Origin of the sequence: Consotaella aegiceratis (genome assembly GCF_036541425.1) — a bacterium.
Classification (GTDB): domain Bacteria; phylum Pseudomonadota; class Alphaproteobacteria; order Rhizobiales; family Rhizobiaceae; genus Consotaella; species Consotaella aegiceratis.
The window spans coordinates 1-15,531 of the sequence record NZ_JAZHFT010000065.1; the positions used below are offsets into that span (position 1 = coordinate 1).

The 15,531-nt window shown below is 60.7% G+C and carries 11 protein-coding genes; 3 read left to right on the forward strand and 8 right to left on the reverse strand.

Going from position 1 to position 15,531, the window contains the following annotated elements; translation table 11 throughout:
* Positions 1 to 596: 596 nt before the first annotated feature.
* From SMD10_RS23430 to SMD10_RS23445, 4 genes are all read right to left on the reverse strand, one after another.
* The gene (locus tag SMD10_RS23430; RefSeq protein ID WP_331688166.1) at positions 597 to 1,313 is read right to left on the reverse strand and encodes a 4'-phosphopantetheinyl transferase family protein; all 717 of its coding nucleotides are present in this window, start codon (positions 1,311 to 1,313) and stop codon (positions 597 to 599) included.
* A gap of 131 nt (positions 1,314 to 1,444) precedes the next feature.
* Positions 1,445 to 2,347, reverse strand: a complete 903-nt coding sequence (locus tag SMD10_RS23435; protein ID WP_331688167.1) for an alpha/beta fold hydrolase — start codon at positions 2,345 to 2,347, stop codon at positions 1,445 to 1,447.
* 6 nt (positions 2,348 to 2,353) lie between these two features.
* Positions 2,354 to 4,927 carry a valine--tRNA ligase gene (locus SMD10_RS23440; protein WP_331688168.1) on the reverse strand — a complete coding sequence of 858 codons (2,574 nt, stop codon included), beginning with the start codon at positions 4,925 to 4,927 and terminating at the stop codon, positions 2,354 to 2,356.
* A 470-nt stretch (positions 4,928 to 5,397) separates the two neighbouring features.
* Entirely contained in the window at positions 5,398 to 5,853 is a 456-nt protein-coding gene (locus SMD10_RS23445) for a hypothetical protein (RefSeq protein ID WP_331688169.1), read from the reverse strand.
* 145 nt (positions 5,854 to 5,998) lie between these two features.
* Here SMD10_RS23445 and SMD10_RS23450 point away from each other — a divergent pair, with 145 nt between their 5' ends.
* From SMD10_RS23450 to SMD10_RS23460, 3 genes are read left to right on the forward strand one after another with little or no spacing between them, the layout of a single operon-like run.
* Positions 5,999 to 7,699: a GH3 family acyl-acid amido synthetase gene (locus SMD10_RS23450; protein WP_331688170.1), complete on the forward strand. Its 1,701-nt coding sequence runs from the start codon at positions 5,999 to 6,001 to the stop codon at positions 7,697 to 7,699.
* Positions 7,668 to 8,549 carry a TauD/TfdA dioxygenase family protein gene (locus SMD10_RS23455; protein WP_331688171.1) on the forward strand — a complete coding sequence of 294 codons (882 nt, stop codon included), beginning with the start codon at positions 7,668 to 7,670 and terminating at the stop codon, positions 8,547 to 8,549. The genes SMD10_RS23450 and SMD10_RS23455 overlap by 32 nt, the downstream gene beginning before the upstream one ends.
* An 8-nt stretch (positions 8,550 to 8,557) precedes the next feature.
* Positions 8,558 to 10,087: an amidohydrolase family protein gene (locus tag SMD10_RS23460; protein ID WP_331688172.1), complete on the forward strand. Its 1,530-nt coding sequence runs from the start codon at positions 8,558 to 8,560 to the stop codon at positions 10,085 to 10,087.
* 17 nt (positions 10,088 to 10,104) lie between these two features.
* On the opposite strand, the gene SMD10_RS23465 is transcribed toward SMD10_RS23460, so the two are convergent.
* The 4 genes from SMD10_RS23465 to SMD10_RS23480 are packed head-to-tail and all read right to left on the reverse strand — an operon-like array spanning position 10,105 to position 15,421.
* Positions 10,105 to 12,129, reverse strand: a complete 2,025-nt coding sequence (locus SMD10_RS23465) for an AMP-binding protein (RefSeq protein WP_331688173.1) — start codon at positions 12,127 to 12,129, stop codon at positions 10,105 to 10,107.
* On the reverse strand, positions 12,122 to 13,600 hold the full coding sequence (locus tag SMD10_RS23470; protein WP_331688174.1) for an amidase: 1,479 nt from the start codon (positions 13,598 to 13,600) through the stop codon (positions 12,122 to 12,124). The genes SMD10_RS23465 and SMD10_RS23470 overlap by 8 nt, the downstream gene beginning before the upstream one ends.
* 38 nt (positions 13,601 to 13,638) lie before the next feature.
* Positions 13,639 to 14,280 (reverse strand): glutathione S-transferase family protein, encoded by a 642-nt coding sequence (locus SMD10_RS23475; RefSeq protein WP_331688175.1) that lies wholly within the window; start codon positions 14,278 to 14,280, stop codon positions 13,639 to 13,641.
* Positions 14,281 to 14,317: 37 nt separating this feature from the next.
* The gene (locus SMD10_RS23480) at positions 14,318 to 15,421 is read right to left on the reverse strand and encodes a thioesterase domain-containing protein (protein WP_331688176.1); all 1,104 of its coding nucleotides are present in this window, start codon (positions 15,419 to 15,421) and stop codon (positions 14,318 to 14,320) included.
* Positions 15,422 to 15,531: the final 110 nt, after the last annotated feature.

A 15,531-nucleotide genomic window follows, 5' to 3' on the forward strand; every position in this document is an offset into this window, starting at 1 on the left:
CCTGCCGAATATCTGTCGCTGATCTCCAACGCCATCCGCATCTCCCTCGTCGCATCTAGTACGAAGGAATCACGGTCGCCGAAGCCACGCAAATCACGCCAGAGTCAGATCATCCGCTCAGCGGTATAATGTCTTTCTGCGCTTCGATCATCTCGACTACAAAGACCTCATACGGATCGATGCAAAACTCGCGACGCCAGCCCTAAGCGCGTGTTGACCGCTCACCCAATTTCGCTCGGCCCATCCAGCGGATCGCAGTCGATATGCCCACGAAGAACTGAGCGGCCGCCTAACGAGCGGAAAGCCCGTCAGATGAAGCCTGCAAACCAGGGAACGCAAATCGTCGCTCAGCGCTCTGGCCATCGTGCCCCTCTTGTGAGGAGAACTTTGAATCAGACGCCACGCCGGTCGTAATTTCACATTCGATTCATAGATCGATGGACGGTTCTAGTTTGCTTACTGGCCACGGTCGCTACGCAGGCGTTGAACAGCTGGCCAGCCAAGCCAAACCGCATTGCCCGTGTGAGGCGGCATTCGTCGGGGCTGACCCGCGGCGGCAAACGGAGGGAAAAACGGAACTCGAGTCGACAGCGGGATCAATCTCCGGCATGACCTGGATACTCGATTTCAGCCGCTACATCGGGTTCCTTTTCCAAAGCCATGGTCGCCAGAATCAAGCCTGATGTGCAGGCCCAACGCCCGTTGGAGAGGCGCATGTTCCGCGGTAACACAGAGTAGGCGTCCGCCAGTTTAGCACTCCATGTTCCATCTGCAGCGATATCCACCTGAGCTTCATGAAATCCGAGGAACACTCGTTTTGTCGGAAAAACAGTTTTGAAAAGCGCCTCTTTCGCAACGAAGGTCAACTTGCAGCGGGGCAGTTGCGCTACGGTCGGGCTGGCGCTTCGGGTCCTCATCTCCGCTTCAGTCAGGACATGGCGCCACAGATCGCTGCGCAATGGCGTCGCCCCTTCGATATCCAGTCCCAACCCGGCGAGGTGCGCTTCCCGTGTTACAATAGCTGCTGCAATTCCCATGGCATGGCTGATGCTCCCAACGACCCCTGCAGGCCAGATCGGACTACGATCCGCGGCCTGAAGGATGGGCTGCCCGGGAATGCCGAGCCTGAGCAACGCGATCCGGGCGGCCATCCGTCCCGCAGCGAATTCTGCGCGGCGTTTTCCGACGGCGTCGCGCACAAATTGCTCCTCGGCTTCATAAAGATAACAGGATGCCCCAACCGGCACGACTCCCGAAGCGCAACTGTCGCCGTGCATCGAACGAAGTAAATCGTGAATGGTCTCGGTCTGCATTGCGGGCGCTTCTCCCAACTGGCAAGATCATCCCCGCGGCCATGATGCGTTTCTGACAGACTGCAGGAGCAGACAGAGCATAAGAACAGGAACGCAAGACAATTAAGTGCGTCAAGGAAGGGCGGGTCTGATCATCCGCCCCTTGTCCAGGGCAGGACCAGGCGCTCGATCGCCTGAGCGACGCGATCAGGCTTTTCTATCAGAAGAGCATGCCCCGCTAGTCGCACGACTTCAGTTCTCGTGAAACTCCCGGTTCTTGCGGCTATCCAGGCCAGATCCTTCTCGGGCAGGACGCTTGAGATCTCTCCGCGAATGACACCACAAGGGCATCTGATGCGTTGCAACAACGTTCCCATATCGAGGGTATCGCCGGCATTCAGCAAAGTCTTAATGTTCGCATCCAGGGGAACAGCATACTCGTGCCTGCTTCCGCGCGCAGCACAAAGGTCCGCCAGTATTACGTTGAGAACATCAAGATCCGCCAGGGGCAAATGCTGCTTGATTGACCTAGCAAAGTCTCCTATAGACAGAGCCCCTTCGATCAATCGGTCGATATGTTCCACAAGAATCCGATCAAGTTCTGGCTTGGATCTTACACCGACATCCACCAGCACGGTTCCAGCGACACTCACATTCGATCCAGCAGCAAGGAGGAGTGCAATCTGTCCCCCAAGGGAATGCCCGATGAGGACAGGCGTTGCAATACCAAGTGCCCGTAGCGCCACTCCCACACAGTCTGCGATGTCCGTTCGGCGATAAGGCGGTTCCAGGCGGCCCGATCCGCCATGCCCGGGCAGATCGATGGCCACAATCGTTCCGCGAGGCTGGCTCCAGTGTTCAACCACGCCCCGCCAGATATCTGCGCCGTCCCCCAATCCATGCAGCAGGACATAAACCGGCTGCTGCGGGTCCGCTAAAGAGGTATGGATACCATGTGACCAGACAAGGGCTCGCAGCGGCACAGTTCCAATAACCTGTGTCACCACTGGACCGGTCGAACTTACGGCATTGTTGGCGTCCCACCCGATACCCATACCCAGCTACTCCTCGCGCATCGCCAGTGCGACGTTGATCGTGCCGGAAGTGGCCTGAGCATTCCGGGCCTCACCCTCGGGCTCGGCAAAGACCAGTAACGCAGCCGTGGAAACCTCGAGAATGTCCCTTTCGACGGGGCCCATCATATCCGCCAGTCCGCTTGCGCTGTCTGCCATCGGCCATACGTACATTGTGGCAACCTCTGCACGCCTGGACACACCCAGTGACGATCTAATCTTGCGCATCGCTGCGACCACGTCGACCACCGCCTCCCCCAGGGTATGCGAGGCATCCGATTTCGGATAATCCTCGGTCCTGGGCCAGTTCCCGCGGGCATGAATTCCGTGCGCCTCATCACCGGGGAGGGCAAATGCGGACGCGATGGTTTCCGTCACGAAGGGCATCAAAGGCGCAAACAAACGCAGCACCGCGCGGCATGCATGCAGCAAGGTATGCTGCGCCGACAACTGACCTGCGGTCGGGACATCGGCAATATCGCGCACCCTGTACTTCACCAACTCCAGGTAATTGTCGCAGAAATCCGACCAGAAGAATTGCTCGACCGCTCGGAAGGCGTTGGCATATTCGTAGCTTTCCATGCTGGCCGTGGCTGTCTCGATTGTCGTGGCCAACTTGCCCAGCAGCCACAGATCAAGTGGGTGCGAAATGGTGCCCAGGGCCACGTCTTTGGCGACTGTTTCGGTTTGCAGCCTGCGCTCGCCGAAGGAACTATGCGCAAGTTTGCAAGCGTTCCAGAGTTTAGTTACGAGACGCTTGCCCTGCTTTAGCGTGTTGGGCGACAGGGCTGTATCGTTGCCCAACCGCGACGTGCCCGTCCAATAGCGCACAACGTCCGCGCCAAATTCCTCCAGCAGTTGGTTGGGATCTATGATGTTGCCCTTTGACTTCGACATCTTGGACCCATCGGAGGCAAGGCACCAGCCCGAAATACACACGTCGCGCCAGGGCACCTCGTTCTGATGATGTAGCGACTTGACTATGGTGTAAAAGGCCCATGTTCGGATAATCTCGTGGGCTTGCGGGCGCATTGCCATCGGGAAGATGCGGTCGTGCAGTTGGTGGTCATAACCATTTTCTGCAGAGACCGTCCGCGTTATCAGCTGCGGTGATACGGACGACGTGGCCCATGTGTCAAACACGTCCCTTTCCGGCGTGACCTCATCCGCCGTGTAACCTTGGGGCAGGTCGGTAATCGGGTCGACCGGCAATTGGCCCCTCGTCGGCAGCAGGATTTTTCCTTCCTCACCTATACGCCTAGAGCACCAGACAGGCAGAGGCACGCCAAAATGACGTTGACGAGAGATGGCCCAGTCCCACTTGAGGCCCTGCACCCAGTTTTCGAACCTCTGGCGCATGTAGGCCGGGTGCCAGTTGATCTCGCGACCTTTGGCCAGAAGCTCCTCCTTGAAATCGAGCGTCTTGATGAACCATTGTGGTGTCACGATGATCTCGAGCGGGAAGCCGGACCGTTCCGCGACCGGAATGACCTGATTGGTCTCCGTCTGACTTCGCAAGTCACCACTATCCTTCAGCAACTTGAGCATCATTTCGCGCGCCTTGGCGATCTTCAGACCGGCAACTGCGGCAATGGCCTCCCTGGCCCTCGCCATATCGACCACGGGCCATGCCTCCGCCCCTATGGCGGGGACCTCAAGCATTTTGCCGGCTTCGTCTACCACAAGGCGCAAGGGCAGGTTGTGAGTCCGCCACCACTGGATGTCGGTAACATCCCCAAATGTGCAGCACATTACCACTCCGGTTCCTTTCTCCTTGTCCACGGTGTCATCCGCAATAATCGGCACCAGGGCACCATAAAGCGGGCTGATGGCACGTTTGCCGACCAGATCGGCAGCACGCGGGTGATCAGGATGGATCATGAGCGCAGCACATCCGCCCAGTAATTCGGGGCGTGTCGTGGCAATCTCTACTTCGCCACCGCCTTCGATGCCGAAAGCAATGTTGTTCAACAGACCGGTTCGTTCCATTTCTTCAACTTCGGCCTGCGCGATGGCCGTTCGATCCGCCGGGTCCCAAAGCGTCGGTTCCAGGCGACGCTCGAGCAGACCCTTTTCGTAAAGGTCCAGAAAAGACAACTGCGACACCGCGCGACTATTGTCCGAGATGGTCTGGTATTCGCGCGACCAATCCACCGAAAGGCCAAGGCGTGAAAACAGCTGGCGGAATTGCTCTTCGTATTTGGGAATTACTTCGCGGCACAGGGCTACGAATTCTCCGCGGGGCATATCGGCGCCGCGCACCTTCTTTATCTTTTCGACTAGTCGTTCGGTTGGAAGCCCATTGTCGTCCCATCCAATGGGATAGAGCACATTTCGCCCCAGCATTCGCCAGAACCGTGCGATGATATCGGCCTGTGTATAGCTGTACACATGGCCCACATGCAGAGTACCGGACACGGTCGGAGGTGGGGTATCGATGACGTAATCGAGTTTTGCCGGCAGCCTCTCATCCCATTTGTAGATCGGGCTGTCCCTCCAATAAGCCAGCAACGCGGATTCGGCCTCACGGAAGTTGTAGTTTTGACTGAAGTTGTTCATCATGGCTTGGTGTCCAGGTCCTTATTCGCTTCCCAGCCTGTGATGCATAGGCTTGTTGAGGGCGTTGTAGCGCATGAAGGTTCCGACTCCTAGCATTACAGTCGCATAATTTCGGCTTCTGAATCGACGGGCGACCATCGATTGAAGCGACTGGAGTTGATCTGGCGCTGGTCACCACCGACGCTATGGGAACTCTGACCAAGATCGCAGAGACCATCGTGCGGTGCAGCGCGCCGCCGGTCTTTCGGCCGAGTTGCACGACCTTGCACTGCGCCACCGCCCGAGCGCCGGGAACTTGAGTTTTCGGCCGCCTCAAAACGACCTATGGTTGGCAATCTGGAAAATGCACGATAATCGCGTCGTTGTATACAATCGTGCTGTGGGCACGGTCTGCGTCGCAACGTTCGGGCGCCGCAGATGGGCACGCCGTCGTCGATGAGTAGGTCGTGAACCAGCCTGCACATCCGCCGGCGTCAGCGTTTCCGGCGAATGATCTCCGCCACCATCTCGCGATCGAACGCGAGGCCGGCGACGATCTTCTTCGACCGGGTCCGCCGTTCATCCGGCGCCTTCAACCGACACAGCTCCTCCGGCAGCAACTCGGTCCGAAGCGGCCATGCGTGGGCTGAATCGTGGTGGAACACCCGTTTAGGTTCGTATAGAGTATTCCAACAGCGTCGTGCGTGTGCCATCATCAATAGGTCGATGGATCGAGGCCGATTTCCAACAGAGAATGTGAACTGAAGGTGTTCCCGAGCGGTATACCTGTTGATCATGTGGTCTGCGCGCGCACGGATCCGGATCTGGCGCGGCAGAAGCTGGAAGGTCTGGAATGACACCTGTTTCAATCCCCAGTACCAGATCCCGTTTCGTTGCGACAGCAATCCGCGCGGCTGGTAGAAGACGGATCGCAAGGTCGGTTCTGCCACAAGCATCCGCGTCCCGTGGATTACCGAGGCCTTTCGTGCCGATGCCGAAGCGGCATCTGCCCATCCCAAATGAGACGCTCCTTCGCCCCGGGATGATGGACCAGCCGGAATGAAGACGGACCTGATAGGACAAGGAGACGGATTCTTGGCCTCGAATCAGTTGAACACGTTGATTGCAATGGCCTCCGAGCAGGTTCGGCATCTCGCAAGGGCGCAGCCGCCCTCTGAGGATGTGGTTCTTTGCGCGTACCTGAGGTCACGCGAGGGCGCACGGATCGGGCGGGATTTCGCGTTCGCCTCCCTCCTGGCTGCGCCCTCGGCAGCGGCGCGATATGAGGCATTTCGGAAATTGCCGATCACAGATTATACATTCTACGCCCCATACATCGCGGCGATCGAGGCGGGGGAATCGGATGTCCTGGGTCCGGGTCAGCCTTCCGCGCTGACCTTGAGCGGCGGGTCGACCAACCCGGGAAAGCAGAAACTCGTGCCGCTTTATTCCGACCTCCGGATCACCCATGCCGGCGCGGCCTATGTCGCGGCGCTTGTATTCGGCAAGATTGATGAGGGGCAGACCTATCTCAACCTGGTGCGGCCTACGCCGGTCGAGCGTCTTCCCACGACTGCGGCAGGCCATCCCATTGCCATGGCCAGCACCTTTGTCGAAAGTGCCTGTTCGGCTGCCCCCTGGTTTTCGGACACACTCGAACGGGTGCCCTTCGCATTGAAATGCGCAAGCGCGGGGGTCGGCGCGCAGTATTGGCACGCCATTCTGCCTCATGCGCTGTCGCAACAGCGGTTACGCTACATCTTTGCGATCTATCCCAACGTGGTAATCAGCTTCTTGTCGTGTCTTGAGGAATCGATTGAAGGCTTGGTCGCGGCTCTGCCTGATCCGCGGAAACAGATAGACGCTGCCGCCCCACCGCTCACCCCGACCCGGTTGGCCGAATTGCAGGCGATCTGCGCGACGGCGCAGCCATTTCGCGAGAAGCTCGCACGGATCTGGCCGGATCTAGACTTCGCAATCTGCGTCGTGACTGGCGGCTATTCACAATACCAGAAGGTCCTGCGGGACCGATACGGATTGGAGGCCCATACCCTGTCCTACGGCGCTTCCGAGGCAGCGCTCGGGTTCAACTTCTTTGACGCAGACCGTCGGTTTGTCCCCAACCCGTCGACGTTCTTCGAAGCCCTGCACTGTGGTGAAGACGTTTCGGGAAGCACCGACATCGTACCCTTATCCCGAATGATGGAGGGCGAGACCTATGAGCTAATCGTAACATCCCCCCAATCGGGGTTCTTCCGATATCGGATCGGAGATGTCGTGCGGATCTGCCGCGGAGCCGGCCAGCCCCGGTTCGAGGTAATTGGACGGGCGCAGGCTGTCCTGAGCGTTGCGCATGAAATGACGCAAGAACATCACATCCGTTCCGTACTGGACGCTGTGCGCCACCACGCAGACTACCCCGAGCTGAAGGACGGGCCGTGCTTTGTTGCGCATGATCCGGACGCGCTGCGCTATGTCTATGCGTTCGAGACCGAAACGCTGGATATGGTACGCCCCCGTGTTATGGGCCTGCAGCAGATTCTGGACCAGCAAATGCGAGCGGCCAACGATCTTTATCAGCATTACCGGGTGCGGGGCCTGATCGATCTGCCCGAGGTGTTGCTGGTGCCGTTGGGTTCGCATCACCGCGCCTTTCAGGATCAGATCCAGGCGCGCGGAGCGGATCAGAACCAGACCAAACCCAACATCGTGATTTCGCAACAAACCCTCGAATACCTGCGCGCTCAACTGGAGGCTGCCCCTCATGGATCTGAGAATCCCAAAAGCGTTCCTTGATCAAAAAACAATGCCCTTCGAGGTGGATCACGTCACGCCCGGATGTGGGGCGATTCTGCACGGGGTGGATGTGACCGATTTGTCGGGGACCGAAATCAGCGCGATCCAGGACCTGCTGGCGTGTCATGGAGTGGTCTTCATCGAGAATCAGGACATCTCGCCCGATCAGCAGCAGGCGTTTGCCGCCCGGTTTGGCACTCTGGCGCAGGAGCCGTTTGTGGCGGCGATGCCGGACGCGCCCTATGTCACCCGTCTGCTGAAGGGGGCGGACGAGCAGGCACCCAATACCTTTGGTGGCGTGTGGCACACAGACCTGCCATTCCTGGAAACACCGCCCGCCTACACGATTCTCTATGGGGTAGATATCCCCGAGACCGGGGGCGACACACTCTTCTCCAACACGCGTCTAGCCTATGAAAACCTATCGGACACGATGCGCGAGATTTTGAAGGGATTGCAGGGTGTCAGCACGTCCACATCCTACAAGGTCGGCGAGTCGAACACTCATTTTTCAAAGATGGAGAATATGGAACTGAAGCTGCTCGGAGCCAGGGATGAGGCCCCCAGCCATGCCCATCCACTGGTAGCCGACCATCCAGTCAGCGGGAGTAGCTCCATCTATCTCTGCCCCAGCTCCACCAAGGAGATCGAAGGTTTGAGTAAGGCCGAAGCCGCGCCACTGTTGTCGTTTCTGACAGGCTACATTACTGATCCGTTCTTTTCGTGCCGCTACCGTTGGAAGAAGGGTACACTCGCGATGTGGGACAATCGCGTTGTCATCCACCGTGCGCTTTCCGACTTCCTTGGCTCGCGCCGGGAAATGCACCGCTGCATCGTGATTGCCGCCTAAGGACGCCGGTGCGCACAATCACGATCCGAGGCGGCACCGTGATCGACGGCTCGGGAGCCCCGAGATACCGGGCCGATCTGCGGGTCGAGGACGGGCAGATCACTGCTATTGCCAGCGATTTGCCCGCCAATGGCCAGATCATCAATGCGACCGGCCGGATTGTCGCACCAGGGCTGATCGATGTACATTCCCATCTGGATGCCGAGGCGCTGTGGACCCCTGCCCCCACCCTCGCGCGGGTCGGAGTGACGACAGCGATTGTGGGCAATTGTGGGTTCAGCCTGGGGCCTTGGCCGCGCGAGATCCACGGACAGATGCTGGACCATCTCTGTGCCGGCGAAGGCTGGGATCGCGCGCGGCTGGCCGCAGCCCTGCCTTATCCCTATCCCTCTATCCACGCCGCGTTTGCGGCGCTCGATACCTGCAATAGCACGCTGAACCTCGCCAGCTATCTGGGCTACGACGCATTGCTGGCACAGGTCGGAGCAGATCTGTCGGGGCGCGCCGCCCCCACTCCAAGACAGATAATTGCGATGGCCCGCGCTCTGCGCGAGGGTCTGGATCGGGGCGCCCTGGGCCTGTCGGTTTCCTTTCGAAGGGCATCGCGGACGCGATTGTTAGAGGTGACATCCCTCCTCGATCTGGTAGGCCCGAGACCTAGTGCGCTCCTCCAGACAGCGCTACCCGAAAATGTCGCCGATGAGCCCCTACGCGATCACTTGGAAGATGCGTTGATCTCCCTCTGCCTGCGCTTCGGAATGACGGCCACCTGGACGCTCTTTGCGAAACTCGGCGACCCAGACTATCACCGGAGACGGCTGGAGCGTCTGCGCGACAAAGCAGGTGGCGGCGCGTCGGTTGCCGTGCAGGTGATGCCTATCGCGCCGGGCCCACTGACCGTGCTGCGCGAAGCCTCCGATCTTCACCGGCTCCTTTCGGCCGGGCCCGAGGAGCAGCAGCGTTATCGCGTGGTCGCCCCCGGCGAGGTACGGGGCCTGCCTCTGGATGCGCTGGCCGAGCAATGGCTCCCCTCTCCCCTCCTCAAGGACCGGAGTTCGGTGGGGCAAGACCTTGTGGTTCAACGTATTCAGGGCAACCCGGATTGGCGGACGATCGGTGAGTTGCTGGACTGCCCGCACAGTGTGGTGGGGGGTAGTGACAGCGGCGCTGCGCCGGGGCTGATCCAGAACGCCGGAATGTTTCCCGTCCTGTTGTCGTCCGAAGCGCGCGCGCGCCTAAAGCTACCCCTGGAAGAGGCCGTACACCGCTTGACTGGCCAACTGGCGGCGCGGTTCGGGCTGTTAGGCCGGGGCTGTCTGACCGTGGGGGCCGCGGCTGATATCCTGATCTTCGACCCAGACCGGATCACTGCTAACCCACCCAGACCGGCCTTCGAGGCGGGTCGCGTCCAATCCTTCGATCAGACCGCCGCGGGGATTTCTGCCGTACTCGTTGGCGGATCGCCGACTTTTCGGGATGGGCACCTGACCGGTGCATACCCGGGCGCTTTCCTTCCCATATCCCAGAACGCGACCTAGCCTGTCCGTTCTGCGGTTCAAGCGGACCGTGCCTTCAGGCGAGCGACAATGGCGGGCACATTCGGCTGATCGACAAAATCTAGCAACTCGATTTCCGTCCCGAAGGCCTCGTTTACGCGAGCCACAATGCGCGCGGCCTGCAGCGAACTGCCTCCGAGCGCGAAGAAATCCCTCTCCAGAGAGAAGGCCGTGCGACCCAGTTCCGCGCACCAGATGTCGTAGACCCTGCGTGTCACGGGACAGGTGATCTCGGTCATGTCCGCCTGCTGACCATCGGACGGCTCGGCAAGCTCCAGTCCCACACGCAACTCACCCGCCTCGTAAAGCGCGCGCGTGGCCGCGCGCTGGACCTTGCCGCTGGTTGTCTTGGGCAGGGTCATCGGCTTGATCAGGCAGATCCGGTCGAGCCAAAGACCATGCTCCGCGTTGATCATTGCACGGGCGGCCTCCAGCCGTTCCCTGATCCGCGCGACCTCTCTTGTGCCCGTCTCCTGCCTGAGCAGCCGCCAGATCTGGCGGGATACCTGTTGCACCAGGACCGGTGTCTGGGCCGCATCTTCCAACACGAAGACTACACAGCCACCACTTTCGTCCAGTTGGGTTTCTGCTTCGAACGTCTCCTCAATGTCATGGGGATAGAGGTTCTGACCACGCAGGATGATCACATCCTTCCGGCGACCAGTGACAAACAGGTAGCCGTCCTCCATGAACCCCAGATCGCCCGTGCGCAGATAGGGCATAGGACCCGGATCCCCAGGAAGCTCGAAAGTGACGATGGCCTCGGATGTGGCCTTGGTATTGTTCCAGTAGCCACGTGTGACACTGTCACCGGAAACGACGATCTCACCCACCTCGCGGGGTTTGCATGGACGCAGCGTGCCAGGGTCGACAATCGCGCACCGGTTCCCGATCGCAGATCGCTCTTCGTGGACGCGACCGCTGGCGATCAATTCGAGGCTGCTTCTGCCTGGATCATCGCCGGCCCCCGGCCCGGCACCGTCCCCGTTTGGCGCCGCGCGATCGAGGTGGCGGCGCTCCACCAGTTGGCCAACCTCTGCACCAGTCACCATCAAGGTCGCCTCCGCCAGCCCGTAACAGGGATAGAAACTCTCCCGCCGAAACCCGCAGGACTCGAAAGCCGCCGCAAACCGATCAAGCGTTGCCGCGCGGATCGGTTCCGCTCCGTTGAAGGCGACCTGCCATCCGCCAAGATTGAGATCGGCCTTTTCTGCATCCGAAATTCTGGACACACACAGGTCATAGGCGAAATTCGGCCCGCCGCTGACACTGGCATTGAACGCCGTCACAGCATTCAACCACGAGACCGGCGATTTAATGAAGGTGGCGGGCGGCATCAATAGGGCCGGAAACCCAACAAGCATTGGTTGGATCACGCCCGAAAACAAGCCCATATCGTGAAAAAAGGGCAGCCAACTGACCAGTCGGCTTTGCGGCCCGAAGGCCATCGCTGTCTCGATCACCCGCGCATTGTGGATGATGTTGCGCACCCCCACCTGCACCCCTTTTGGCGCCCCGGTAGAGCCAGATGTGTATTGCAACATCGCCAACGCATCGGGGTCGACCCGAAAAGGCGCGTCCCCGCCGCTCGCATCGACCGTATCGGTCGCCAGCCAGCGCACCCCTTCGGGCACAATCCCAGCAAGCGCAGCCCGCAGCCCGGCACCGCCTGCGCTGTCATGCAGGACTATTTCGATGCCCGAATTCGCCAAGATACCCGTGATCCGGTGCCGCGCCCCAGCATGGCGCGAGAAATTGGCGGGCATGGTAGGCACCGCGATCGCCCCGGAGAGGATGCAGGCAAAAAACGCACGGATGAACTCCAGGCCGGGCGGCAACAGGATCAGCACCCGTGCTCCCGGTTCGACCATGTCGCGCAGGCAGGTGGCTAGGCTCTGGATCTTATCGCGGGTCTCGGCGGCAGTCCAGGTTTCGGCCTCTGCCAGGGCTCCCCCTTCCCGTAGAAATGTGTAGAGCGGCGTGTCCGGTGCGTGCTCCACGAGCTGGCAGAACCGGTCAAACATCGTTGCGCTCCATCTCATCAGAGGGGCCCGAAGTACATCGGGCCGGAGCCCGAAGCGGCGCAATCTGCTCAAGTTGGCGGCCCAGTTGCAAAAGCGTCGTCGAGTTCGTGAGCGATGCCACAAACTGCATCCCCACCGGCAGGGTTGCACCTTCGGGCCACAGGGGGAAAGACAAGGACGGTTGACCACTGATGTTGAAGGCCGGGCAGAGATAGATGAAATCCAGCGCCGACCGCATTGCCGCGTTCAGCCCATCCCGGGCCGAGCCGGACTGGAAATGTGGCTCCAGCGCCAGATGCCCGATGGGTGGCGCGACCTGCGTGCAGGTCGGCATCATCAGAATGTCGAACGTCTCCGTCAGCTGGTTCAGACGCCGCGACAGCTCGTTGAACCGATCGAGGGCGGCGAAGAGCTCGGTCGTCGCGATCTCCCGCTCGTAGTCCAGGCACGCACGGGCCGCGCTTTCAAGCATATCGGGGCGAATCTCTCGGTCCATCGTGTGCGCGATGTTGCGAATGGCCCTGGCCTGATTGCAGGCGACCACCACCGCCAGCGCCTCCGCCAGATCATCGAGGCTCAGGTCGACATGATACTCGGTCACGCGATGCCCGGCCGCTTTCAGCGCGCAGATGGTCCACTGCTCTGCCGCCCGAACAGTTGCGTCGCATGAGGTCGACGCGTGTGTCAGAGCAATCGACGCAATGTCGAGGCGCGGCAGCGGACCTTCCGCGCCTGCCAGATAACCGCGCCCGGGAGCCGAGATCGATGGCATTCCGCCGGAATCGGCCGTCGTGAAGACATCTAGCATCGCCGCACTGTCGCGAATTGATCTGGTCAAGACGTGGTTCACACTCAGATCGCCGAACCCGCCCCAGCCCGGAGCGCGCGAGCCCAGCCCGCGGGGCGGCTTTAGCCCGATCACACCACAACAATGGGCAGGAATGCGCAGGGAGCCAAGCGAATCCGACCCATGCGCCACCGGCACACAGCCGCTGGCAACCAGCGCCGCCGACCCCCCGCTCGACCCTCCGGGTGTGCGGGACAAATCGCGCGGATTGCGGGTCTGACCGCACATGGACGAAACCGTATCGCATCCAATCCCGAGTTCCGGCGTTGTGGTTCGCCCCAGAAGGGAAAAGCCAGCCCCCGCCAATTGCGCGGCAGTTACCGACGTTCCCTTCATGCGAAGGCCCCGCGCTAGCTCGCATGCGAACTCGTATTTCAGGCCTTCGAAATAAAGCGCGATATCCTTAAACGCCCCTGGCACACCGTAGAACGGCGCGTCCCGGCCTGCCGGCTGCTCGATCGGCGGCAGCTTCTCGAAAATCTCGGCCATCATGTTCAGCCCGGGGTTCGCCTCGGTCACGAACTCGAGCGCCGTGGCACGAAGCTCGGAGGCAGAGGTTGCCCCGGACCGCACCAGCCCGGCCAGCCCCAACCCATCAAGGGAAGCGTAGTCTTCAAAGTTCATCGCCCCCCCACGAACAAGCGGCACTTGCCGAGGGCGGGTCATGACGACTTGATCCTGTTGGGCGGGATGTTGTTGCCGCGCACCACCGCCGGACGTTCGGCCAGCCGATCATACCACGCCTTCAGATGTGGCCAGGGATCGAGCGTCAGATCCTGCCACTTCGCCATGTATACCCAGGCAAAGCACGCCATGTCGCCGATCGAATACGCACCGGCCAGGTATTCGGATCGCGAGAGCTCCTCGTCCAGCGCACCGTAGGAGCGCTCCGTCATCGCGCGATACCGATCGATGGCATAGGCATTCCTGTCCGGCGCGCCGTAGCGAAAATGGTGCCCCTGGCTCGCCATCGGGCCGAGGCCTGCACATTGAAAGAAGAGCCATTCCAGAACCTTCGCGCGGGAGGCAATGTCCTGCCCCAGGAAGCGGTTATACTTCTCCGCCAGATACAGCATGATTGCGCCAGATTCGGAGATGACGATTTCACCGCCCTTGGCGACATTGCGGTCGACAAGGGCCGGGATTTTGCCCTTGGGATTTATCGCTCGATAGGCAGGCGCATTTTGCTCGCCCCTCTCCACATCAATGATCTCCACGTCATAATCGACGCCCAGCTCTTCGAGCAGGATGGACACCTTGCGCCCGTCCTGGGTCAACCCTGTATACAATGTGATGTCAGCCATAGTCATTCCCTTCTGCGATCTGGGGTGGCGCAACGCCTCAGACCGCATCATCGGGTTCGGGATCGAGACGGAGGTGCGCGCGGATCATCCGCGCAATCCCAACCGCGCCTGCATCTCGCAGCATCGTGGTATGGTCGCCCGGAACGACCGCGTGCGCCTGCGGGTCATGCGCGTGGGCGAGCCATGCGCGCTCGGCCCGCTGCGAGTCGAACTCGGGCGTGGCCGATTGCGCGCGCAGATAGGTCAACCCCGTCCTGGTGCGCGGAGGCCGATAGCGGAACATTGCGTCTTGGTTCCTTGCAAAGACCGCCAGCCGCCGCCGCACATCCTCAACGTGCAGGTTGCGGAATTGCGGATCGAGGCGGGTCAGGGCGGCCACCAGGTCGGCCTCGGGATCCTTCGGGGCGGTGGCCACCTCGAACCGATCGCGTAGCTCATGGGGCAACATCTGGGAAAAGATCTCCCTCGGACCCCAAAAATATCGCATTGGATGTGCAGGATAGGGGGTGTCGAGCAAGTAGGCATGACACCCGCAGCGCCCCTCGAGGCTGATCGCCATGGCATGGGTCACCAACCCACCAAAACTCGACCCCACAAGATGCAGGCGCTTCGCCGACGTGACCCCTTCCAGCTCGGATAGGTAGTGCGATGCCATCTCCTCTACACTCGACAGTAGCGGAGTACCGGAGGACAGGCCGGGAGCCGGGACTGCGATCTTGTCAATCCAGTCAGGCAGGGCGTCCGCAATCTCCTGATATCCAAGAATCGAGCCGCCGATTGGGTGGACAAAGACAACGGCCTCCCCCGCCCCGCGGCTGGCGCCGATATGCACCAGGCGTGGACCGACCTTTCCGGCCGGCGCGGCACTGTGGCCCCGAAGAAGCGCGACCTGCGCCTCAAAGCGGGGGGTGGCGCCAAGGACCTGCGTCCCCAGTTCCACGCCAAACATGTTCGCGACGCGCTCCACCAGTTCCGCCAGATCCAAAGACGTCCCACCGAGGTCAAAGAAATCATTCGTGTCGCGGATTTCGGCAACGCCCAGCAGCGCGGTCCAGATCTCTGCCAGACCCGCCTCTACCGAAACGGGAGGCGTCTCGGCGCGGGGCTTCGGTGACCTGTCTTCGGCCCCCGTTTCCGTCATTTCGCCGATCCAGAAGTCTCGAGTGTTGAGTTTTGGGGTCGGGAGTGGGGGCGTGGTATGGGGGGGCGTGGGCCAGGAGGAGGGGTGGCCGAGGGTCCAGAGAGTGGCGG

Bases quoted from the DNA above. Each gene is read 5' to 3' on its own strand.
- SMD10_RS23430 (WP_331688166.1), bottom strand. From the start codon at position 1,313: ATGCAGACCGAGACCATTCACGATTTACTTCGTTCGATGCACGGCGAC.
- SMD10_RS23435 (WP_331688167.1), bottom strand. From the start codon at position 2,347: ATGGGTATCGGGTGGGACGCCAACAATGCCGTAAGTTCGACCGGTCCA.
- SMD10_RS23440 (WP_331688168.1), bottom strand. From the start codon at position 4,927: ATGATGAACAACTTCAGTCAAAACTACAACTTCCGTGAGGCCGAATCC.
- SMD10_RS23455 (WP_331688171.1), top strand. From the start codon at position 7,668: ATGGATCTGAGAATCCCAAAAGCGTTCCTTGATCAAAAAACAATGCCC.
- SMD10_RS23465 (WP_331688173.1), bottom strand. From the start codon at position 12,129: ATGTTTGACCGGTTCTGCCAGCTCGTGGAGCACGCACCGGACACGCCG.
- SMD10_RS23470 (WP_331688174.1), bottom strand. From the start codon at position 13,600: ATGAACTTTGAAGACTACGCTTCCCTTGATGGGTTGGGGCTGGCCGGG.
- SMD10_RS23475 (WP_331688175.1), bottom strand. From the start codon at position 14,280: ATGGCTGACATCACATTGTATACAGGGTTGACCCAGGACGGGCGCAAG.
- SMD10_RS23480 (WP_331688176.1), bottom strand. From the start codon at position 15,421: ATGACGGAAACGGGGGCCGAAGACAGGTCACCGAAGCCCCGCGCCGAG.